This window comes from Mesorhizobium sp. 113-3-9, from assembly GCF_016756515.1.
Lineage (GTDB): Bacteria > Pseudomonadota > Alphaproteobacteria > Rhizobiales > Rhizobiaceae > Mesorhizobium.
This window is the reverse complement of sequence record NZ_AP023246.1, coordinates 430584-452952: the sequence shown is the minus strand read 5'-3', so window position 1 is coordinate 452952 and position 22369 is coordinate 430584. Positions and strand designations below refer to the sequence as shown.

General features: G+C 62.3%; 22 protein-coding genes and 1 riboswitch. Of the genes, 7 read left to right on the top strand and 15 right to left on the bottom strand.

The features are described from left to right. Nucleotides 1-16: 16 nt before the first annotated feature. The gene (locus MesoLj_RS02040) at nt 17-718 is read right to left on the bottom strand and encodes a response regulator transcription factor (protein ID WP_010912942.1); all 702 of its coding nucleotides are present in this window, start codon (nt 716-718) and stop codon (nt 17-19) included. 343 nt (nt 719-1061) lie between these two features. Here MesoLj_RS02040 and MesoLj_RS02035 point away from each other — a divergent pair, with 343 nt between their 5' ends. The 4 genes from MesoLj_RS02035 (at nt 1062) to MesoLj_RS02020 (ending at nt 4599) form a co-directional block, all read left to right on the top strand. After that, complete coding sequence (locus MesoLj_RS02035) at nt 1062-2672, top strand: phosphoenolpyruvate carboxykinase (protein ID WP_202324914.1); 1611 nt, start codon at nt 1062-1064, stop codon at nt 2670-2672. Between the two features lie 97 nt (nt 2673-2769). Further along, complete coding sequence (arfB, locus tag MesoLj_RS02030) at nt 2770-3207, top strand: alternative ribosome rescue aminoacyl-tRNA hydrolase ArfB (RefSeq protein ID WP_140770248.1); 438 nt, start codon at nt 2770-2772, stop codon at nt 3205-3207. Nucleotides 3208-3296: 89 nt separating this feature from the next. After that, a complete protein-coding gene (gene lysM / locus MesoLj_RS02025; RefSeq protein ID WP_140770246.1) occupies nt 3297-3761 on the top strand; it encodes a peptidoglycan-binding protein LysM in 465 nt (154 codons plus the stop codon). 220 nt (nt 3762-3981) lie between these two features. After that, nucleotides 3982-4599, top strand: a complete 618-nt coding sequence (locus MesoLj_RS02020; RefSeq protein ID WP_202324913.1) for an alpha-ketoglutarate-dependent dioxygenase AlkB family protein — start codon at nt 3982-3984, stop codon at nt 4597-4599. A 9-nt stretch (nt 4600-4608) separates the two neighbouring features. On the opposite strand, the gene MesoLj_RS02015 is transcribed toward MesoLj_RS02020, so the two are convergent. The 9 genes from MesoLj_RS02015 to MesoLj_RS01975 all read right to left on the bottom strand — a co-directional run bounded on the left by MesoLj_RS02015 (nt 4609) and on the right by MesoLj_RS01975 (nt 14139). Further along, the gene (locus MesoLj_RS02015; RefSeq protein ID WP_202324912.1) at nt 4609-6156 is read right to left on the bottom strand and encodes a hypothetical protein; all 1548 of its coding nucleotides are present in this window, start codon (nt 6154-6156) and stop codon (nt 4609-4611) included. Between the two features lie 260 nt (nt 6157-6416). Next, a complete protein-coding gene (locus tag MesoLj_RS02010; RefSeq protein WP_202324911.1) occupies nt 6417-7886 on the bottom strand; it encodes a nucleotidyltransferase family protein in 1470 nt (489 codons plus the stop codon). Then, a complete protein-coding gene (locus MesoLj_RS02005; protein ID WP_202324910.1) occupies nt 7886-8563 on the bottom strand; it encodes a glycosyltransferase family 2 protein in 678 nt (225 codons plus the stop codon). The genes MesoLj_RS02010 and MesoLj_RS02005 overlap by 1 nt, the downstream gene beginning before the upstream one ends. Then, nucleotides 8563-9315 (bottom strand): glycosyltransferase family 2 protein, encoded by a 753-nt coding sequence (locus MesoLj_RS02000; RefSeq protein ID WP_202324909.1) that lies wholly within the window; start codon nt 9313-9315, stop codon nt 8563-8565. Before MesoLj_RS02000 ends, MesoLj_RS02005 begins: the two co-directional genes overlap by 1 nt. Nucleotides 9316-9361: 46 nt before the next feature. Next, complete coding sequence (locus MesoLj_RS01995; protein WP_202324908.1) at nt 9362-10117, bottom strand: glycosyltransferase family 2 protein; 756 nt, start codon at nt 10115-10117, stop codon at nt 9362-9364. After that, nucleotides 10114-11163, bottom strand: a complete 1050-nt coding sequence (locus MesoLj_RS01990; protein WP_202324907.1) for a serine kinase — start codon at nt 11161-11163, stop codon at nt 10114-10116. Before MesoLj_RS01990 ends, MesoLj_RS01995 begins: the two co-directional genes overlap by 4 nt. Before the next feature lie 32 nt (nt 11164-11195). Next, nucleotides 11196-11774: a PqqD family protein gene (locus MesoLj_RS01985; protein WP_244735270.1), complete on the bottom strand. Its 579-nt coding sequence runs from the start codon at nt 11772-11774 to the stop codon at nt 11196-11198. Continuing rightward, on the bottom strand, nt 11771-12871 hold the full coding sequence (locus MesoLj_RS01980) for a hybrid-cluster NAD(P)-dependent oxidoreductase (protein WP_202324906.1): 1101 nt from the start codon (nt 12869-12871) through the stop codon (nt 11771-11773). Before MesoLj_RS01980 ends, MesoLj_RS01985 begins: the two co-directional genes overlap by 4 nt. Nucleotides 12872-12891: 20 nt before the next feature. Beyond that, nucleotides 12892-14139, bottom strand: coding sequence for an aromatic ring-hydroxylating oxygenase subunit alpha (locus MesoLj_RS01975; RefSeq protein WP_202324905.1), 1248 nt, complete (start codon nt 14137-14139; stop codon nt 12892-12894). A gap of 116 nt (nt 14140-14255) precedes the next feature. After that, nucleotides 14256-14456: riboswitch (cobalamin riboswitch) on the bottom strand. Between the two features lie 494 nt (nt 14457-14950). Here MesoLj_RS01975 and MesoLj_RS01970 point away from each other — a divergent pair. The 3 genes from MesoLj_RS01970 (at nt 14951) to MesoLj_RS01960 (ending at nt 15732) form a co-directional block, all read left to right on the top strand. Then, a complete protein-coding gene (locus MesoLj_RS01970; RefSeq protein WP_140770228.1) occupies nt 14951-15151 on the top strand; it encodes a DUF680 domain-containing protein in 201 nt (66 codons plus the stop codon). Between the two features lie 72 nt (nt 15152-15223). Beyond that, a complete protein-coding gene (locus MesoLj_RS01965) occupies nt 15224-15427 on the top strand; it encodes a DUF680 domain-containing protein (protein WP_140770226.1) in 204 nt (67 codons plus the stop codon). Between the two features lie 68 nt (nt 15428-15495). Next, entirely contained in the window at nt 15496-15732 is a 237-nt protein-coding gene (locus tag MesoLj_RS01960) for a DUF680 domain-containing protein (RefSeq protein ID WP_140770224.1), read from the top strand. A gap of 76 nt (nt 15733-15808) precedes the next feature. Here the strand turns inward: MesoLj_RS01960 and MesoLj_RS01955 are convergent, their stop codons facing one another. From MesoLj_RS01955 to MesoLj_RS01935, 5 genes are all read right to left on the bottom strand, one after another. Beyond that, nucleotides 15809-16921, bottom strand: a complete 1113-nt coding sequence (locus MesoLj_RS01955) for an ABC transporter ATP-binding protein (RefSeq protein ID WP_202324904.1) — start codon at nt 16919-16921, stop codon at nt 15809-15811. A gap of 31 nt (nt 16922-16952) precedes the next feature. Then, nucleotides 16953-18617, bottom strand: coding sequence for a beta-galactosidase BglA (bglA, locus tag MesoLj_RS01950; protein ID WP_202324903.1), 1665 nt, complete (start codon nt 18615-18617; stop codon nt 16953-16955). Nucleotides 18618-18621: 4 nt separating this feature from the next. Continuing rightward, nucleotides 18622-19776 (bottom strand): carbohydrate ABC transporter permease, encoded by a 1155-nt coding sequence (locus MesoLj_RS01945; RefSeq protein ID WP_140770219.1) that lies wholly within the window; start codon nt 19774-19776, stop codon nt 18622-18624. A 1-nt stretch (nt 19777) separates the two neighbouring features. Continuing rightward, on the bottom strand, nt 19778-20791 hold the full coding sequence (locus MesoLj_RS01940; protein ID WP_202324902.1) for a carbohydrate ABC transporter permease: 1014 nt from the start codon (nt 20789-20791) through the stop codon (nt 19778-19780). Between the two features lie 196 nt (nt 20792-20987). Next, nucleotides 20988-22343: an ABC transporter substrate-binding protein gene (locus MesoLj_RS01935; RefSeq protein ID WP_140770215.1), complete on the bottom strand. Its 1356-nt coding sequence runs from the start codon at nt 22341-22343 to the stop codon at nt 20988-20990. Nucleotides 22344-22369: the final 26 nt, after the last annotated feature.

Sequence of the window (22369 nt, the reverse complement as noted above, 5' to 3'; positions counted from 1 at the left end):
ACTGCCTACTGCCTATTCAAGCTTCGCGGAACCGGTATCCGACTCCGTAAAGGGTTTCGATCATTTCGAAGTCGTCGTCGACAGCCTTGAACTTCTTGCGCAGCCGCTTGATGTGGCTGTCGATCGTGCGGTCATCGACATAGACCTGCTCATCATAAGCCGAATCCATCAGCGCATCACGACTTTTTACGACGCCGGGGCGCTGCGCCAGCGAATGCAGGATCAGGAATTCGGTGACGGTGAGCGTTACCGGTTCGCCTTTCCAGGTGCAGGTGTGGCGTTCCTGGTCCATGACGAGCTGGCCGCGTTCGAGCGAGCGGGCCTGCTGGCTGGGCGCCTTTGCCGCAGCCTCGCGGGCGCTGGCACGGCGCAGCACGGCGCGCACCCGCTCGACAAGCAGACGTTGCGAGAACGGTTTGCGGATGAAATCATCGGCACCCATCTTGAGGCCGAACAACTCATCGATCTCGTCGTCCTTGGAGGTCAGGAAGATCACCGGCAGGTCGGACTTCTGGCGCATCCGGCGCAAAAGCTCCATGCCGTCCATACGCGGCATCTTGATGTCGAGGATGGCGAGATTCGGCGGACGCGCCGCCAAGCCTTCCAGCGCGGACGCACCATCCGTGTAGGTCTCGACACGATATCCCTCGGATTCAAGGGCGATCGACACCGACGTCAGAATGTTGCGGTCGTCATCGACAAGCGCGATTGTTGCCATTTCAAGCGGCTCCCTCATGAGCTGTCCCTTCTTTCGTAGAGAAGGGGCTTTTGCAGGACAAATTAGGTACAAAATGTGGCATAGGCCTTGGCCGCTGTCACGCGCGGGGTGCCGCAGGCCACAATTCTACCTCGACATGGATTGGACGAACGAACGCGGCCAATCCTTTGGGCAACCGTGAAACTTTTTGCATATATAAACGATTTAAACAACTTTCAAAATATTTAAATCGATTAATGATTTGATATCATTTGGCTTTTCTGGTTCTGACCATCTCAGCCCGGACAGCGGGCGTGCCGGAAATACGCCGGCAAAGACGCAGCAAATCGAAGAAGGGACACCAATGTCGGAAGTCGGCAAACGCAATCCTGCTTGCGCGATCGATCGTATCGGCCTGAAAACCACCGGCGTGGTGCGCTACAATTTCGGGGCGGCCGCCCTTTACGAGGACTCGATCCGGCGCGGCGAGGCCCGGCTGACCGCGCATGGCGCGCTGGTCGCCGAGACCGGCCAGCACACAGGCCGTTCGCCCAAGGACAAATTCGTCGTCCGCGACGCAGCCACCGAGCCGCATGTCTGGTGGGACAACAACAAGGCGATCTCTCCGGCCCAGTTCGAGACGCTGCTTGCCGATTTCCAGGCCCACGCCGCGGACAAGGATCTTTACGTGCAGGATCTGGTCGGCGGCGCCGACGCGGAGCTGAAGCTCCCCACCAGAGTGATCACCGAATTCGCCTGGCACTCGCTGTTCATCCGCAATCTGCTCATCCGTCCGGATAGCGCCGAACTCGAACAGTTCGTGCCTGAGATGACGATCATCGACCTGCCGTCCTTCCGCGCCGATCCCGCCCGCCACGGCAGCCGCACCGAGACGGTGATCGCCGTCGACCTCAGCCGCAAGATCGTGCTGATCGGCGGCACCTCCTATGCCGGCGAGATGAAGAAGTCGGTGTTCACCATGCTCAACTACCTGTTGCCGCAGAAGGGCGTGATGCCGATGCACTGCTCGGCCAATGAGGGACCGGCCGGCGACGCCGCCATATTCTTCGGGCTGTCCGGAACCGGCAAGACGACGCTCTCTGCCGATCCATCGCGCACGCTGATCGGCGACGACGAGCATGGCTGGGGTCCGCATGGCATCTTCAACTTCGAGGGCGGCTGCTACGCCAAGACCATCAAGCTGTCGGCGGAAGCCGAACCGGAGATCTTCGCCACCACGCAGCGCTTCGGCACCGTGCTGGAAAATGTCGTGCTCGACGCCGACGGCGTGCCCGACTTCAATGACGGCCGCCTCACCGAAAACACCCGCTGTGCCTACCCGCTCGACTTCATCCCCAACGCCTCGAAGACCGGGCGCGCCAATCATCCCAGGAACATCATCATGCTGACCGCCGATGCCTTCGGCGTGATGCCGCCGATCGCGCGGCTGACCCCGGCGCAGGCGATGTATCATTTCCTCTCCGGTTACACGGCCAAGGTGGCCGGAACCGAAAAGGGCGTCACCGAGCCCGAGGCGACGTTCTCGACCTGTTTCGGCGCGCCGTTCATGCCGCGCCATCCGTCGGAATACGGCAACCTGCTGCGCGCGCTCATCGCCAGCCATGACGCCGATTGCTGGCTGGTCAACACCGGCTGGACCGGCGGCGCCTATGGCACCGGCAAGCGCATGCCGATCAAGGCGACGCGCGCTCTGCTTGCCGCCGCGCTCGACGGCTCGCTGAAGACCGGCGCGTTCCGCACCGACGCCAATTTCGGCTTCGAGGTGCCGGTGGCCGTGCCTGGCGTTGACAGCTCAATTCTCGATCCGCGCTCGACCTGGGCCGACAAGGCTGCCTATGACCGTCAGGCGGCAAGACTGGTCGGGATGTTCGCGGTCAACTTCGAGAAATTCGAGCCGCATGTCGATGCAACCGTCGTGGGGGCGGCGCCCCGCATGCAGGAAGCGGCGGAGTAGTCGTCAGATCGCTTGGCATCATTGCTGCTAGGCACCAGTGAAGGCCCGGTTTCGATCGGGCCTTTTCTTTTTCGGTCCACCGCGCCATGACTGCGGCATGCCGATCGATGACAACATCATCATATCAGACGAAGCCGTGATCCATCCGGGCGACCTGCACGAGGATTTCATCCGCTCGTCCGGTCCCGGCGGCCAGAACGTCAACAAGGTGGCGACGGCCGTACAACTGCGCTTTGACGCGGCCAACGCGGCCGGCCTCTCGGAGCGCGTGCGCGCACGCACGATCAAGCTTGCCGGTCAGCGCGCCACCAAGGACGGCGTCATCGTCATCGAGGCCGGGCGCTTCCGTACCCAGGAGCAGAATCGCGCCGATGCAAGGGCGAGGCTGGCGGCACTGGTGGCCAAGGCCGCGGAGCCGCCACCGCCGCCGCGCAAGAAGACGCGCCCCTCGAAAGGCGCGGTGGAACGGCGGCTGAAAAGCAAGGCCGGGCGCGGCACGATCAAGAAGCTGCGCGGCCGGGTGGAGAACGATTAAGCTCCACACCAGCCGCGTGCATAAAATGGCTTTCCATTTGACGCCTCAGATGCAAGGTTTCGCCATTGCCACAGCAAGGGAGACTAAAGATGGGCATGTTCGATTTCGTCAAAAGCGTCGGCAAGAAGCTAGGCATCGGCGGCGACGAGGAAGCCGCACCCACTGCCGACACGCTCAAGAAGGAACTCGATTCGCACAAGCTCGGCACCGATGGCGTGCAAGTCGTCGTCCAGGGTGACACGGCGGTGCTGAAGGGCGTGGTCAAGGACCAGTCGATCTTCGAAAAGGCGGTGATTGCCGTCGGCAACACGCTGGGTGTCTCCAAGGTGCAGGCCGACGAATTGCAGGTCGCGCCGGATGCCGGGAAGGCAGCTGCGCCGGCCAAGGAACCGACTTTCTACACCGTTCAGAAGGGTGACAACCTCTGGAAGATCGCCGAGAAAAGCTATGGCAAGGGCCAGGGCGTCAAGAATACGGCCATCTTCGAGGCCAACAGGCCGATGCTGACCCACCCGGACAAGATCTATCCAGGTCAGGTGCTGCGCATCCCCTGACTTAGTAACCAGATCGCGCCGTTTCGATACGGCGAAGTCAAGCGCCGCGCATCCGAAAGGACGCGCGGCGTTTTCGATTTTACCAGTTGCGCTCCGCGCAGACACTTTCGTGAATCCCCACATCAATAGCCGCGACGAGATCGGGGGCCGCTTTCGGGTCGCCGTCTTTCCTTGATGGTGGCATCCTGTCGGCTCGAACCATCTCGAGGTGCGCAAATCCATGCTCGTTCTGCCCAAGGGAGTCCGCCACATGCCGGCCTATCTGCCGCGCACTGTTCAGGAGGCGCTTGTCGAGGCGGTGAGAAGCATCGTCCAGCAGGCTCCGCTTTACGTGCCGGCGATGCCGCGCACCGGCAAGGAGATGAGCGTGCGCATGACCAATTGCGGCACGCTCGGCTGGGTCACCGACAAGGAGCGAGGCTATCGCTACCAGCCGACGCATCCGTTGACCGGGGAACCATGGCCGCCGATCCCGGAGGGCCTGCTCGACCTTTGGCGGCAAGTGTCGGGCTATCCAAATCCGCCGGAGGCCTGCCTGATCAATTTCTACACGGTGGACGCGAAGATGGGCCTGCACCAGGACCGCGACGAGGCCGATTTCTCGGCACCCGTCGTCTCCGTCTCGCTGGGCGACGATTGCCTGTTCAGGGTCGGTCAGACGACGCGCGAGGGCGCGACCAAGTCGTTCAGGCTGAAAAGCGGTGATGTCGTCGTGCTCGGCGGCGAGGGGCGCCTCTGCTTCCACGGCGTCGACCGCATCTATCCCTCGACCTCGGCGTTGCTGAAGAACGGCGGCAGGATCAATCTGACGCTGCGGCGGGTGACGAAGCCGGTTTGACGGGGACGTTCACGGCGAGGCGCCAGTGCCGTTGCGAAGCAGCACCTTGACCGTATCGTCCTCCGCGATCTGGTGGTAATTCTGCATGAAGCGGACGATCTCCGGCCGAGCGAACAGTTTTGCCGTCCACATTGCGTCGCCTTTCTGCACGACGACCAGCGATGGCCTGGCGGTTTCCAATTCAGCGAGCTTGCCATCAATGTAGCGGTCTGCGATCCGCGTGTAGTGTTGAGCGTCCGCCTGATTGCCGCTCTGCGCCTCGACCTGCGAAAAGTAGGTAGCGAATGTCCCGAGCCAGTCGCTGCAGTAGGTCGAGATCCAGTTCCCGCCGACCATCCGCGTCAGCGGATGGCCTGCGGCGATGTCGGAGCCGATTAGCGCGACTGTTGGATGCTCAACCGCGTCATTGATCGTGGCGATGAGTTCGGCGCTAGGCTTCTGGGTTGGAAGGAAAGGAATTGCGTTGGCCACAATCGTCGCGGCCAGCAGCAACTTGCGCGGGGTACCCATCGCCATTCCGGCTGGGGACTGTCCGGTCGGATCACTCTGTGTCGCCCTCAGCAGCAGCGCCGCCGCCATCAGGCAGAGTGCTGGGAATGCATGGTAAGGCCAGCCCTTGGCCTGGTAGATGAGAGGTCCGGTGGCTGCCAGCGAAGCCAACACGAACACAGTTACAAGTGGCGACAAGGGCAGGTCCGGGCGAAGGAAGCGCAGCATGTAGAGCGCGATCAGATAGGCTGGCCCATATTTAATCAGCACCGGCTGCAAAACTCGAAGCCGCATGTAGGTATCGGCCAGCACCGGATAAATGACGTCGAGAAATTGCGGGTAGAAATAAAGGACCGCGACGAGATACCCAAGGCAAACCAGACCGATCACCCAGTATTCGATGGCGAAAAGCATCCAGATCGAGCGGCGTCGCCATGCCACGTAAATCGCCGGGACGAGGACCACCAGAGCGTAATGGGGCTTTACCAGCACCAGGACGCTGCCGCAAAGTCCGGCCAGCACCACCACCAGCGGGCCGGGCGCGCGCTCATCGGTCGGCGCCGCACGCCATGCCATCAGCACCAGCAATGGCAAAAGCAGTGCAACGCCTAGGTGTTCGCGCTCGCTGAAGGCGTTGCCGGGAAAGATCACCAGCAGGGCCAGGAACAAGGGCAGCATCGAGAGCAGCGCCCGGTTCTCGGCAAATCCGGCCGCCCTGACGATCAGTGCCGAGAAGCCCAGCCCGAGAAGGCAGATCGCATAGGCATAGATATGGATCATGACCTCCGGCGACAGGCCAAGGGTGTGAGCCAACGCCACGGCGGGTAGGAACATCCAAGGTGTGAAGGGCGGATTGACCTCGAAGAGATCAACGTAAAGGCGCATGCCTGCGAGCATTCGCTCGCACATCGTGATGATCCAACTCGTATCGGGTATTACCCCCCACCGCAATTGCCAGGGCACGGCCGCCGCAAGGATGAGCAGGCAAAGAACCATGGTACGCGGTTGCTCTTTGCGCTCGGCGAGACTAACGGCATTGGACAAGGTCTGATTCTGGAAAGCGGTCACCGTGCATTTCTCCACGACGCTGCTTTTCGGGCTCGGCAGGTTCCCATGATCATCGGGCAGCTACCAGGATGGCGACTTTTCGGAGGACGATGACGTTCGAGATCGGCATCAGCACCGATGCCAAAGCCGCGTGCCCTGCGGCAATGCTCGCATCGATCACCGGCTGCTCCCGAAATCCGCTGAAATTCGCCTCTAAAATTAGCTTCGATTGCCTAAAGCGCGGTTAACCGGGCCGTCGACCACTCGTTCCGACTTCCATTTCAGCCAATTGGCGAGAACGTCGCCGAGATCAGGTGGAAGGGCAGTGCGCCATAAGCGGCGACGGTCGCCGCGTCGTCCCATTGGCGGAATTGCCGCGATGGCCGCGCTTCCAGCGTCAGGGCATGCCTTTCGCCATCAAGCGTCACCTTGCCGCGAAAATGCAGCACCCGTTCCCTCCCCGACCGGCTGATGGCCATGGCGCGCAGGCGCGCAACATGGTGGTCGTCGGCATTGATCTCCAATTCGATGCGGCGGCGGACCGGTGGAACGCTGACCCTGACCATGATGTCCAGCATCATCTCGCCCACCGTTCGCGGGCAAGGTATGGTCTGTGAGAAGACCGACGGCGGCGCCGTTTCCGACGGCTCGCTGCGGGCTGGCTTGCCGCGCCAGGCCTTGGCTGGCGGCTCCTGGCGCAGCCTGCCGCTCTTGCGCCTCAGCCGCAACTGCTTGGCAAGGCCGCGCGACAGCCAAACCAGCCTGCCGAAATCGGTCCGCGGCTTGGCCTGCAGCACGGCCGACCAGCGCGAGAGGCCGGAGCGGTCGGCCATGTCAAGCACACCCGCCAGCACCCGGTCCGGCGTCGTCACGCCTGTTTCAAGCGTCAGATAGGAGAGCGCCACCGCCGCTGCAACGGCAAGGCCGCGCCTGGCGACAACATCGAGGAACACGTCCCAGTCGACGTCGCCGCCGCGAATGGCCACCGCGCAATCGACCAGCCAGTCGCTGTGGGTGTGGGCGTCGAGGCCGCCATGCGCGATGGCAAGCGCGATGCGGTCGGCCGGCGACGGCACCAGCACGCCGACGCCGCTGAATTCGGCGCTATCGGCCCGTTGCCAGATGGCCAGGTCATCTTCCTCGCTCCGTTGCGAGCCGTCATAGGCGAGCTGGTGCAGGTCGATGTCGCCGAGATTGCCCTTGAAGAAATTCATCGAGCGCAGCGACGCCAGTCTTGTCCGCAGATATTGCGGGCTGACGCCGGTGGCGATCTGCCAGTCGCCGTCGCGCAGCACGTCGAAGGCCGTCTGCATGTCCTGCGGCCGCACCAATATGTCGATGTCGTGCGCCACCCTGCCGCGCTGTGCCGATGCGTTCAAGGCAATGCGGCTGGCGCCCTTGATCAGCATCACCTGGCATCCCGCATCCGCCATCGCCTTCAGCGCCGGCTCGGCCTCCCGCATGGCTATGCGCGATTTGGTCCAAAGCATCTTCTGCAGGCCGACGAGGCGCGGATAAGCGGAATGACCGGCGAGCTTCCTGCCGAACCTGTCGGAGATCGCGGCCAGCAGCCGGTGCTCGCGGAACGAGACGAGATCGATATCGTTCTCGTCCAGCCAGCGTGCGGCGCAGGCGGCAGCGGCATCCTCGTCGGCAAGGAGCGCTGCCTTGAGCAATTGATCGAGCCCACCCGTAGGCCATGACCAGCCATAGTCCGGGAAGCGTCGCTCGATACGGCGGATATCAGCCATCAGCCCGAGCCGGCCTTGTTCCGCGCCCGCCGCAGCATGGCGAGCCGCGCGACCTGGAGATAGCCGCGATCGCGTGCCGGATCGCGCCCGTAGGACAGACTGCCAGGCCGAATGCGGCGCCGTGCCAGCACCTCGTCCAGCATGTCGAGGGCAAGGCCCGCTTCGCGCACCCGGGCGATCCAGTCGATCATTTCGCCACGGCCGCCCGGCGGATCGACGATTGGCCCAATCGTCTCGGCGACCTCACGGCGGATCATCATGGTGGTGCGCGACCAGCCGGGCACCGCCTCGGCCTCTGGCGCGTCGGGCCGGTCGTTGCGGAAATTCTGCCAGTGACAGAAAACCCCCGATGTCGTGGGAAATCTCTCCAGATGCGCGAGCTGCCTCTCGATCTTGTCCGGCAGCCAGAGGTCGTCCGCATCGAGCGTCGCGATGAGCGGCGTCGACAGCGCCGCGATGCCCCTGGTCGTGGCGCTGCCGGGCCCGGCATTTGCCTGGCGAAACAGGCGCACCGGCAACTCCGTTCCGCTGATCGCCGAAGCGAGATCGTCGGTCGAACCATCGTCGACGATCACCACCAGTTCAGGCAGCACCGTCTGCGCCGCGACCGAGAGCAAGGTGTCGGCAATCGTGCCGCTTGCGTTGAAGGCCGGTATGACGACGCCGTATTCATTCATCACATGAACTGCCAGTCAGTGAGATCCTTGAGTTCGAAGATGCCTTCGATCCGCCGCAAGGTCGGATCTGCCTTGCGGCGGGTCATCGACTTATAGATAGCACGCATGAATTCGCGGGACTGGACGTCGGTCTGCCGGGTCATGTTGCCGGGATGGCGTCTGTAGTAGAGGGCCACGGTCTCCGGCGTGACATATCTTGGTCCGCTTTCGAAGGTGCGCAGCAGGTAGTCGGTATCCTCCGCCTGATTGAAGGCTTCGTCGAAGACACCGATGCGCTCGACAAGCCGGCGCGTGAAGATCGCCGACGACAAATGGATGCCGCGAACCGTGATGCTGCGACTGTCAGCGGCGGGCTCCAGGCGCTCATCGTCGATCTTGTCGACCAGCATCATCCTTGAATAGGTGAGATCCAGACCCGGATCATTGCGGAAGAGTTCGATATCGGCTGCAAAGCGTCGGACCGGCGAAATGTCGTCCGAATCGAGAAAGGAGACAAGGTCGGTCTCCGGCTCGAGCAATCCCAGTCCGGTGTTGCGCGTCCGGGTCACACCCATATTGGGCTGTTGAAACAGGCGGATGCAAGGGCTCTCCGCCATCAACGAGCGCACCACTTCGGCCGATCCATCGGTCGAACCGTCATCGATGACGATGATGTCGAGATCGGCGGCGTCACGCTGCCTGAGCAGCGACCGTAGCGCCGGACCTACAAGGGTCTCACGGTTATGGACCGGCATGATCACGCTCAGCCTCATAGGCCGCTCCAAGCCTGTTCGAGATCCGATCCGATTACGTGCGGCATCACATCATCCGCCAGTCAGCAGATGGGCTCTTCAGTTCGAAAATACCCTGAACCTCGCGCAGCGACGGATCGGCCTTGCGCCGTCGCATCGACTTGTGGACTACACGCAAATGGTTGCGGACCCGGACGTCATGTTCCCTGGTGGCATTCCCGGCGTGGCGCCGGTAGTAGATCGCAACAGTGTCCAGCAACTCATAGCTCGGACCCGTTTCGAAAACCCGCAGCAGATAGTCGGTGTCCTCGGCCTGTTCGAACTCCTCGTCGAATTGGCCCGTTCGCTCGACTAGCCTTCTGCGGAACAGGGCGGTGCTCAGCGAAATTCCCCGCAGCGTCATGGTGCGGCTGTCGACCGCAGGCTCCAGCCTCTCATCGTCAATCCGGTCGACCAGTGTCATCAACGAATAGGTCAACTCCAAGCCGGGGTTGGCGCCGAAACGCGCAAGATCGGTCTTGAAGCGCCCGGCCAGCGAGATGTCGTCGGAATCCAGGAACGAAACGAACTCGGCGTCCGCTGGCAACTGCCTCAGCCCGGCATTGCGCGTTCTGGCGACACCCATGTTCTCTTGCCGGAACAGGCGGATGCAGGGGTTCTCGCCCATCATCGAGCGCACGGCCTCCGCCGAACCGTCGGTCGAGCCGTCATCGATGACGATGATGTCGAGATCGGCGGCGTCGCGCTGGCGCACCAGCGAGCGCAATGCCGAAACGACATAACGTTCGCGGTTGTAGACAGGCATGATCACGCTCAACTTCACGAAGCAACTCGCGTTAGAAAATCCGCAATGGTGCCGGCGATCTCCTCGGGATGCGTTCCCAAGGACAGACGGTAGCTTGGCAGCAGGCGAGTGAGATCGCCGAAGAAACGAAAGCCGCTTTCGCGTTCCCCCGGCATCTGCATGATGCCCGACGGCGCCAGCGCTATCATGGCGTCTCGCCGCGACACCGGCACGATCGAACTCGCCTCGCCACCGCCGATATGTGGCACCACCAGCGCAACGATGTCCAGCGCCGGGGGTACCGGCCGGGGTGCTATGTCGACAATGTGAAAAGTGTGCTTGCCCTGCCAGTTCAAGGGGCTCTCGACCCCCAGCCGCTGCTTCAGGCCCAGTCGCGCGAAACCGCGCGCATCCTGCTTCAGCGTCGAAAACAGAGGCCTCGCGGTTACGCCACCTGCGAGATCGATCAGCACATAGTCATCGCCGACGCTGTCGAGCCCGTTAAGCAGGCCGGCGGCGACGGTGCCGGATTTGCCGGCGCCCCCCGCGCCGGCAAGCAGCACGCCCTTGCCATTGGCACCGAGCGTGCCGGCATGGGTCAGCCGCATGCCGCGCGCCGCATATTCCCAATGCAGGAAGGCCCGCAGCGGCGCTGTCGGCTCCCAGGGCGGGAAGGCATCGGCCGACGCCATCAGTTGCACGCCAATGCGGCGCTCAGGATCGTAGACCTGCCAGAAATCCAGATCGTGAAAATAGTGGCCGCGCAGCCCGGCCTCGGCGAGCCGTTCGGCAAAGCCATATTCGGTGAAATGCGCGTCGCCCCAGCGTGCCGGCTCGGGGATGCCGTCGATGCCGGGATGGGCGATGAAGATGCGGCATGCCGACGGTGCCGTCAGGCCATCATGGGCCTCTACAAAGGCGTGGCCCAGCGCATCCGCGAGCACACCGGGACCGACATGCGCGGTCAGCTCCAGTTGGGGCAGGCGGACCGTCAGCGGGGCTGGATAATGTGCAACGGCTTCTTCCGCGGCGGTGATGAGATACCGTGCGTAATCCGGCAAGGTTTCGAGCGTGACGCGCGGCATCCAGCGCCCTCTATCCCGGACGCAGCCGCTCTTCAGGATGCCTGCTTGACCGCCGGCCAGCCGAGGGGTTCCTCGACCTCGTGGATGGGATCCACGATGATCAGGTCGGCGAGGTCGTCGTGAATGCTCACATTGAGCGGTTCGTTCGTGGCGGCAAGCTCGGCCGATAGCTCGCCCGGCAGCGCTTGTGCAACCTGATCTGAAGGCACCAGCAGCCCCATTTCGAGCAATTGCGAGATGAAGTGTTCGAGTTCCGCCGCGCCCAGTGTCGAGCCACCGGCGGTCAGCCCGATCAGGGCTTGCGTGTTGACCCCGGACGAGAGCGCCTGCCAAACCCTGCTGCCGGAATCGGAGAAGCCGAAATACTTGCCATTCGCAAGGTTGAGCACCACGGCCTCGCCATCGAAGGATTCGAAGACGATGTCCCTGCTCGCAACCGCATAGGTGTCGCAATCATGCGTCATTGTTGCCCCCGCTTCACAATTCCCGCCCGCCAGCGGGATCGCTTCCACTGACAACGCCTGTAAACGCTCGGTTCTTTCTTGGCAAGGCAACCGGCGCCGGCAGGGCGCCGACATTTCTGGGGGCCAATCGAGGCCCGTGCGGATCACGCCTCGATTTCGAGCGCCGATAGCGGCTTCGAGCAGCAGGCGAGGATGAAGCCGTCGTCGATCTCGTGATCGAGGATGCCGCCATTGTGGCTCATCTCGACGGCACCGGAGACTTTCTTCACCTTGCAGGTTCCGCAAAGGCCGAATTCGCAGGCCGCGGGTATCCGCACGCCGGAGGCACGCGCTGTCTGCAGCACGGTCTGGCCGGCGACGCATTCGGCGTCGACGTCCGAAAGCGCGAAGCGGATCGGCGTTGCGGCCTCGACGGGAACGGCCACGCCATCCTGCGGCGGCGTTGCGAACGGCGCCGGGATTTCCTCCACCGCAGGTGCGGCAAAGCTTTCCTGGTGGTATTTCGTCATGTCGAAACCGGCGGCTTCCAGCATGCCGCGCACGGCGCGCATGAAAGGGTCCGGACCACAGCAGAAGATCTCGCGTTCACGGAAATCGGGCGCCAGCAATGGCAGCCGGATGGCGTCGATGCGCCCCATATGGCCATACCAGCCCTCGCGGCTTGACCGCTCCTCGATCATGAAGCCCAGCGACAGGCCCGGCATATGACTGCCGAGCAGTTCGAGCTCCTTGCGGAAAATGATCTCTTCGGCGCGACGCGCGCAATTGACGAAGCCGACATCGGTCCATGGCGCGCAGTCGTTCAGCCAGCGCAGCATCGACATCATCGGCGTCACGCCGGAACCGGCCGAGATGAACAGGTATTTGGCCGCCGGATGGCTGTGCAGTGAAAAGTCGCCGCTCGGCCCATAGGCCTTGACGTGCGAACCGGGCACGAGGTGATCGAACATCCAGCGCGTGCCGATGCTGCCGGCCTGCGCCTTCACCGTGACCGCGATCGAGAAGGGCCGCGACGGCGAGGAGGACAGCGTATAGGTGCGCATCAGCGGCCCGTCCGGCGCAGGCAGCTCCAGCGTCACGAACTGGCCCGGCTTGTAGCGGAACCAGGTCTGGTTGTCGGATCGGAAAGTGAAGGTCTTGACGTCAGGCGCCTCGTCGCTGACGCCGATCACTTCCAGCACCTGCAGCCTGTCGTTCCAGGGGGCCATCTGATCGAGATGGCGATAGAGGCCAAGGTCGGTCATCGCATTCATCCCTCAACCTCTCAGGCGACGCTGCGCAACGCCGGCCGGCCGCCTTCGGCGAGGCGCGGACCGATGAAGCGGGCGTACCAGTCGACGAACTGGATCACGCCGCCCTCGTGAAGCTCCGAATAGGGGCCGGGCTCATAGGCCGGCGACAGGATGCCGAGGGCATTTTCCTCGACGATGCGGCGGTCCTGATCGTTGGTCTCGGTCCACACATGGGTGAGCTCGGCAAGATCGTAATCGACGCCCTCGACCGCATCCTTATGCACCAGCCATTTGGTCGTCACGGCGGTTTCGGTGGCGCTGATCGGTAGCACGCGGAAGGTGACGGCATGGTCGATGAGGATATGATTCCAGGTCGTCGGGTAGTGATAGTGCATCAATGTGCCGATACGGTCGGCCGAGACGCTGTCGGAGAGGTTCTTCTTCACCGCCCGCTTGCCGTTCATCGTGTAGCTGACCGCATCGCGCAGCAGCGGCGCCCGGGTGGCGCGGTATTGCCCCGCCGGGTCGATGCGGAACTTGCTCGGCAGGCCGGCCGCTTCGCATTTGGCCCAGTGCGCCAGCATCTCCGGATCGCTGTCGGCGCCTTGCACGCCGGTCACGGTCGGTGCTTCCGGGAAGGTTTTGCACAGCTCCGGGTGATTGCCCGCGCAGTGATAGCACTCGCGGTTGTTTTCCCAGACGAGCTTCCAATTGCCCTTTTCGACGATGGTGCTCTCGAAGGCGATCTTTGCCTCGCTGAGTCGGTGCGGCTTGAGATAGGGTTCGATCATCGCCCGCATCGGGGCGAAGTCGGCTGGATCCTTCGCCAGGCAGATGAAGATGTAGCCGGCGACGCTCTCGCAGGCGACCGGCTTCAGCCCGAACTGGCTCTTGTCGAAGCCGTCGGCCATCTGGCGGGCAAACAGGAGGCGACCGTCGAGCTCATAGGTCCACTGGTGATAGGGACAGACCAGTTTGGCGGCCGTGCCCTTGTCCGTGTTGCAGACCCTGCTGCCGCGATGGCGGCAGGAATTGTGGAAGGCGTTGATCTTGCCCTGCTGATCGCGCACCAGCACGACCGGGTAGTCGCCGATCTGTACGGTGATGAAGCTGCCGGGCTTGGGCAATTCGCAATCATGGCCGATGAAAAGCCAGTCGCGGTACCAGATCAGCTCCATGTCGAGCTTGAAATAGTCCGGGTCGGTGTAGAAAGGCTGCTCGAGCGAGAAACCCTCTCTGCGGCTGCTCAAGAGCCTCAGCATATCGTTGCGCACATCCATGTCCTGTCCTCGTGTTTAAGGACTGACTATGGTGGTGATGGAGGAAGGATCGGATGCAGTCCCGGCGAAGCGCCGGTCATGCACTATCCACCTCTTGACCGCCCACCGCGATCAGTCGAGTTCAAAAATCTCGGGCTGGTTTCCGGGCTCTGGAGTGTCCTTTCGGACGGTCGCGACACCTTCCCAGGCTTTCGCCCAGTGGTCTCCCGTTGCGACTTGAACTCCACCACCGTTGCGGGGGCAGCGCCGGACTTTGACCGGCTTCCCAATTCTCCGCCCCGTCGTCACGAAGCGGCACCTGAGATGGCCATGATCTAATCACGACAGCGCATGCGACATCGGCATGAAAGCGACATCGCATCCATGTGGCGCGACACGCTTCAGCAACGATCGAGTCAGGAAGAACGGCCACGAAACGCGTCTCGGTGACGACGATGCCGGCTATCGAAATCGCCCCGGAACCGAAGCAAAAAGGGTTAACGGTTTCGAAAAGTGACTATTAGCAGATTCTAAAATCGAACCGAACGGTTCGTTTCTGTTGACGGTGCGTACAGCACGCTGTGAACGCTGAGCCTTCGATACATCAGGTGATCGTATTGCTGGTTTTATCTAATCGATTGATATCAAAAAGAAAAATGTTTGCAGTGGAATGCCTTGGTACAATTTCAAGTGGTGGATTCTTGGTCCACACGGAACAACTTCGTGATTGGAAACGGCCACATGGCTTTCCCACATCGGGGCTGTCCGAACGACGCGATTTTAATCCCAAGACACGCCGCTAGACGGACGGGAAAATACTGGAGTACCAAAAATGAAAAAGATTGTTCTCACTGCCGCCGCCCTTCTGGCCATTTCCGGCAGCGCCTTCGCTGGTAGCGATCACTATGGTTCGAATGCCGCTGCAGCCACTGCTGCCGTCGACAATTCGTACACCGCTTCGACCAAGAAGTCGGAACCGGCTGCTCAGGCGCCTGTCACGGGTGCCGATCGCAACCTCTTCGGCAACAACTAACAGTCGATTTCCAGCAGGCGGTGGCCCTGGCTTGCCGCCTTGGCGGAACTCGAAGAATTCAGGAGACTTGAAATGAAGAAGATCATCCTTGCTGCCGCCGCTGTTCTGGCTATCTCCGGCAGCGCCTTCGCCGGCAGCGACAACTACGGCTCCAATGGCGCCAACCAGCCCGCTGTCACTTCGACCGACAGCTCGTACACCGCTTCGATCAAGAAGTCGGAACCGGCTGCCCAGACACCTGTCCAGGGTGCCGACCGCAACCTCTTCGGCCACTAACGGCCGATTCTCCGGGGTGGCGGGCCTGCCTGCCGTCCCGTTGAAACTTGAAATTCAGGAGACTTGAAATGAACAAGATCATCATCGCCGCCGCCGCCGTTCTGGCTCTCTCGGGCAGCGCTTTCGCCGGAAGTGACAACTTCAACTCCAATGGCGCCAACCAGCCTGCCGCGACTTCTGTCGACAACTCGCGCACGGCTTCGATCCGCAACGGCGATTCGCCCGTCTACAAGCTGCTCAATTCGTCGGGCGATGTGCAGAAGTCCGCGCCCCAGGGCGCCGACCGGAACCTCTTCGGCCACTAACAGCCAAAGTCGATCGTAAAAGAGAGCGGCGGGCCTTGCCCGCCGCTCTTTTTGTTTCTGCCGTCAAGACGGCTTCTTAAGCGGCCTTTGCTTCCGCTTCATGCAGCGCGAAGGACCGCCCGTCCGTGTCGAAGATATGCAAGTCCTCGGCATTGGCGGTCAGCCGCAGCGTCGAGCCGCGCTTGACCTCGACATTGCCCGGCAGCTTGGTCACCAGTGGCAGGTCGGCGCGGCCGATGTCGACATAGACCAGTTGAACCTCGCCGAGCTGCTCGACGTAATCGACCGTTCCCTCGAACAGATAGTCCGCGCCGGTGGCGATGATCAGGTCCTCCGGCCGCACGCCGAAGCTTACAGCCGCACCCTTCGCCGAGGCCGGCGTCGTGATCGGCACCGTAGCCTTGCGCCCGCCGACATGGCTGACGACGGTCGGGCTGCCTGATTTGTCGATCGTCGCCGGCAGGATGTTCATGGCCGGCGAGCCGATGAACTGGGCGACGAACAGATTGCCGGGCTTCTTGTAGAGATCCATCGGCGTGCCGACCTGCTCGATGTGGCCATCCTTGAGCACCACGATGCGATCGGCCAGCGTCATCGCCTCGACCTGGTCGTGGGTGACGTAGATCATGGTCGTGTTGGGCATCGATTCCTTGAGCTTGGCGATCTCGATGCGCGTGGCGACGCGCAGTGCGGCGTCAAGGTTCGACAGCGGCTCGTCGAACAGGAACACTTTCGGATTGCGCACGATGGCGCGGCCGATGGCGACGCGCTGGCGCTGGCCACCCGACATCGCCTTGGGCAGCCGGTCGAGATATTTGGTCAGCTGCAGGATTTCCGCCGCCTGGCGCACGCGGCGGTCGATCTCGGCCTTGTTCTCCTTGCCGATCTTCATCGAGAACGCCATGTTGTCGTAGACGGTCATGTGCGGATAGAGCGCATAGGACTGGAACACCATGGCGATGCCGCGCTTCGACGGCGGCACGTTGTTGACGACCTCGCCGTCGATCTTGAGCTCACCCGAGGTGATTTCCTCGAGCCCGGCGATCGAGCGCAGCAAGGTCGACTTGCCGCAGCCCGACGGACCGACGAAGACGATGAATTCGCCCGATTTGATATCGAGGTCGATGCCGTGGAGAATGTTGAGATTGCCGTAGGACTTCTTCACTTGTCTCAGATTGACATCGGCCATTGGTTTCCTCCCAGTGATCTCTCAAAAAGATTCAGTCGATGCGCCCGAACCAGGCGCCGTAACCACCAAGTTCGATCGAACCGGTGCTCGCCTGCCCGGAAAACCCGTGTCCCGGCAAGGGTTGCAGTGATGATCCGCCAAGGTCGACCTTGGCCGGCTTGGCGCCGAGGTTGAAGACGCAGACGACTTGCTCATTGCCCGCCCGGCGCGTGAACGCGACAGTGTCGCCCTCGCTTTCGATGAAAGTGATATCGCCCTTGGCCAGCGCCGGATGGGCACGGCGGAAGGTGAGGAAGCGCCGGTAGTGTTCGAGCAGCGAAGCCTGGTCGCCCTGCTGGACATTGACCGCTTGCGCCAGATGTTTTGCCGGCACCGGCAGCCACGGCTTTGCCTGGGAGAAGCCGCCATTCGTGGCGTTGCCATCCCACACCATGGGCGTGCGGCAGCCGTCGCGGCCCTTGAATTCCGGCCAGAAGCGGATGCCATAGGGATCTTGAAGATCCTCGAAGCGCAATTCGGCTTCGCCGAGCCCGAGCTCCTCGCCCTGATAGATGCAGACCGAGCCGCGCAGCGACATCAGCAATGCCGAGATGACCTTGAGATAGGCGGTCGGGTCGGCCTCGTCGGCAGCCCAGCGCGAGGCCGGGCGCATCACGTCATGGTTGGAAAACGCCCAGCACGACCAGCCGTCGCTGGCGACCTTGCCGAAGGCTTCCAGCACCGAGCGGACCTTGGCCGCGCTGATCTTTTCCGGCGCCAGGAAGTCAAAGGAATAGCACATGTGCACGCGCTTGCCGCCGGCGGTATAGGCGGCCACGACTTCCAGCCCGCGCTGCGAATCGCCGACTTCGCCGACCGCGGCGGTCGCCGGATATTCATCGAGCAGGGCGCGGAAGCGTTCGAGGAAGCCGAGGTTTTCCGGGCGGCTCTTGTCGTAAAGATGGTCCTGGTAGTTGTAGGGATTGACCGCTGGCGCTGTCTGGTCGTTGCGCTCTTCAGGCGGCAGCGGCGGATTGTTTTCCAGGCCCTGGCTGTGGAAGTAGAAATTGATCGTGTCGAGGCGGAAGCCGTCGACGCCGCGTTCCAGCCAGAAGCGGGTGACGTCGAGCAGGGCGTCCTGGACTTCGCGGTTGTGGAAGTTGAGGTCGGGCTGTTCGGCCAGGAAATTGTGCATGTAGTATTGCTGGCGGCTGGTGTCCCACTGCCAGGCCGATCCGCCGAAGATCGAAAGCCAGTTGTTGGGTGGCGTGCCGTCCGGCCCGGCGTCCGCCCAGACATACCAGTCCGCCTTTGGATTGGCGCGGCTCGACCGGCTTTCCTTGAACCAGGGATGGTTGTCGGCGGTGTGCGACAGCACTTCGTCGATCATCACCTTGAGGCCCAGCCGATGCGCCTCCGCCGTCAGTGCATCGAAATCGGCCAGCGTGCCGAACATCGGGTCGACGTCGCAATAGTCCGAGACGTCGTAGCCGAAATCCTTCATCGGCGATTTGAAGAAGGGTGAGATCCATATGGCGTCCGCGCCGAGCGCGGCGATATAGGGCAGCCGCCCGATAATGCCCTTGAGGTCGCCGATCCCGTCGCCGTTCGAATCCTGGTAGCTGCGCGGATAGATCTGGTAGATCACGGCCCCTCGCCACCAGTCGCGATCGACGGCAAGGTCAGGCTTCGAGCTGGCCTTCAAAGCGGATTGCATGGTTTCAGCCTCCTTTCACCGAGCCGGCAAGCAGCCCGCGGACGAAATAGCGCTGCAGCGAGAAGAAGACGATCAGCGGCACGATGATGGTGATGAAGGCCGATGTCGTCAGGATCTCCCAGTTGCCGCCGCGAGAGCCGAGCAGCGCATTGAGCTTGGCTGTCAACACGATCTGGTCGGGTGCCGTACCGAGGAAAACCATCGCCACCAGCAGATCGTTCCATACCCACAGGAATTGGAAGATGGCGAAGGAGGCCAGCACCGGGAAGGACAACGGCAGCACGATCTTGACGAAGATCTCGAAATCGCTGGCACCGTCGATGCGGGCCGATTCCATGATCTCGCGCGGCAGGCCGGCAATATAGCTGCGCAGCAGATAGATGGCGAAGGGCAGGCCGAAGCCGGTATGCGCCAGCCAGATGCCGAGATAGGTCTTCGACGGCACCCCGAAGAAAGTGCCGACGCCGTTGTAGAGTTTCAACAGCGGGATCAGGGACATCTGCAGCGGCACCACCAGGAGGCCGATGATGACCGCGATCAGCAGCGCACGGCCAGGAAAACGCATCCAGGCCAGCGCGTAGGCGGCAAACGCGGCGATCAGGATCGGAATGACGGTCGCCGGGATGGTGACGGTCAGCGAATTCATGAACGAGCGGCCGATGCCTTCCGAAAACAGCACGGTCTGGTAGTTGTCGGTGGTGAATTTCGGCGGCGCCGACGAGGCATAGTAGACGCGCTGGCCGCGATCGCCTTCGAACGCCTTGGGCGAGGCCATGACGAAGCTGCCGTCGGCATTGACCTGCAAGGTCACGCCGTCACCGAGGTCTGCCGATGTGCCGGCCGGATACTGTGTCGGTGACGCCGCCTTGACGCCGAAGGCGCTGATGCTGCGCCTAGCGCCGTCGCCGAAAATGTTGCCCTCGAGGACGAACTTGCCGTCCTTCTGGGTCTGCGCCGAGGCGGGGGGCAGGCGCCCGGCCTCGGTCTGGCTGGAACTGGCGAACGAATTCCACCAGCCCGAGGCAACGATCTGATCCTTGTCGCGCAGCGACGAGACCAGGATGCCGAGTGTCGGAATGGTCCAGATCGTCACGAAGACCAGCACTGCTATATGGACGCCGAAACGGCTGGCGAAGGAATTTCCGGTCGCGACGGCCATCTCAGTGTCCTCCCGTCTCTTTGTTCGCCTGGCGGATGTTCCAGACCATGATCGGGATGACCGCGATCATGATGATGATGGCGATCGTCGCGCCGCGGCCGAAATCGCCACCGCCGCGGAACATCCAGTCGAACATCAGATTGGCCAGGACCTGGCTGTTCCATTGGCCGTTGGTCATGGTCAGCACGATGTCGAACACCTTGAGCACCAGGATGGTGATGGTGGTCCAGACAACCGCGATCGTGCCCCAGATCTGCGGCACCATGATCTTCCAGAAGATCTGGAACGGGTTGGCGCCGTCGATGACGGCGGCTTCCAGCGTCTCCTCCGGGATGCCGCGCAGCGCCGAGGACAGGATGACCATGGCAAAACCGGTCTGGATCCAGATCAGGATGATCATCAGGAAGAAATTGTTCCAGAACGGCAGCGATATCCAAACCTGCGGCTGGCCGCCGAAATGCTGGATGATGGCGTTGAGCAGGCCTATCTGCACCTGGCCCTCGCCGCGATATTCGTAAATGAACTTCCAGATCACGCTGGCGCCGACGAAGGAGATGGCCAGCGGCAGGAAGATCAGGCTCTTGGCAATCGTGCCCCACCAGATCTTGTCGGTGAGCACGGCAATGATCAGTCCGAGGAAAGTACAGGCGGCGGGCACCACGGCCAGCCACAGGATGTTGTTCAGGATCGAGTTTCGCAGATCCTGATCGCGAAGCGCCCACTCGTAATTGGCGAAGCCGACGAAGTGCTCGCCGCCGCGGTCGAGGAAGGAGAGCCACAGTGTCGCGATCACGGGGTAGATCAGGTAGATGGTGAGAATGATCAGCGCCGGGCCGACGAACAGCCATGGCCGCACCAGGCCCTGCCGGCGCAGATTGTTCACGGCGGCCGTGCCGGAAACCCCGCGCGAGGGGAAGGTCAAGTCGAGCAGTTTGTTGGCGCCCCAGAAATAAGCGACACAGCCGCCGACGCCGATGATGATGACAAATATGGCCGAGAAGATCTGAGCCGCCATGGTCCCTCTCCCTGCGCATGATCGGCCAGGCAGTGCTGGCGATTGGATGCACCGATTTCGTTATTCGGAACAATCGAACGCGAAAGGCTTCCGGCATGTGCTGCCGGTGAATCCGGGCCGGAGGCCCGGATTCGGTATGAGGATCAGGAAAGTCTGGATTGCACCTGAACCCGGGCTGGTTACTTGCCCGGGCTGGTCATTTGATCGCGTCCCAGCTCTTCTGGATGTCGGCGGCCACGTCCTGGGCGGATTTGCCACCGACCAGATCGATCATGCCGGTCCAGAATGAGCCGGCGCCGATCTTGCCGGGCATCAGGTCGGAACCATCGAAGCGAACCGTCGTCGCTCCAACCAGGATCTCGCCCTGCTTTTTCAGCGCATCGCTGCCATAGGCGTCCTTGTTGGCACCCTTGAAGGGCGTGACGAAGCTCTTCTGCGCCATCCACAATTCATGCGCGAGCGGCATTTCGAGGAACTTGATGAACTCGCGCGATGCCTTGGAATCCTTGGTGATCATGACCAATGTTCCGGCCACTTCCAGCGGCGTGCCGAGTTCCGGCTTGGAGGCGTAAGGCGGATAGTTGAAGAAATCCGCATCCTGGCCGAGCTTCACGCCCTCCGGGAAGAAGGAGGGGATGAACGATGCCTGATGGTGCATGTAGCACTTCGGCGGCACGGTGAAGAGGCCCTTCGGGCTGTCGCGGAAGTCGGTCGCCGCCACTGCCTTGGCGCCGCCATCCACCATCTTGTCGTCGGTGGCGATCTTGCCGAAGATGTCGATGGCGTTGACCACCGCCGGATCGGTGAACGGGATCTCGTTCTTGACCCACTTGTCGTAGACTTCCGGCGGTTGCGTCCTGAGCATGATGTCCTCGACCCAGTCGGTCGCCGGCCATCCGGTCGCACCGCCCGAGCCAAGCCCGATGCACCAGGGCTTGCCGCCGTCGGCGATGATCTTCTTTTCGAGCTCGGCCAGTTCCTCTTGCGTCTTCGGTACCTTGTAGCCGGCTTCGTCGAAATTGTCGGGCGAGTACCAGACCAGCCCCTTCACGTCGATCTTGTAGGGAAAGGCATAGAAGCCCGGCTTGCCGTCCTTGCCATTATACGTGCCGAGCTTGGCCCAGGAGTCGCCGGCGGCATAGTTCTCCTTGATCCAGGCGGCGACGTCGTCGCCCAGCGGGGTCAGGACGCCCTTGGAAGCAAGATCCTGGATCAGGCCCGGCTGTGGCAGGATGGCGATGTTTGGCGGACTGCCGGCCTGGGTGTCGATGACGATCTGCTGCTCATAGTTCTCGGAAGAGGAGTACTTCACCTCGGCGCCGGTCGCTTCGGCGAAATAATCGAGCACCGAACGGGCAAGCGCCTCGTCCTCGCCGCGCCACGGCCCGAAGATGGTCAGGGTCTCGCCCTTGAGATCGACTTTCTTCAGGTCTTCGTAATTTGCCCAGTTGAAACGCTTGTCATCGCCCGGCTTGAACTTCAGCTCGGCATGCGCGGGCGCGTTCAGGGCGAGCGTGGCAAACGCAGCACCTAGCAAAAGCATTTTCTTCATCGGTATTCCCTCCCAGTGGGTCACAC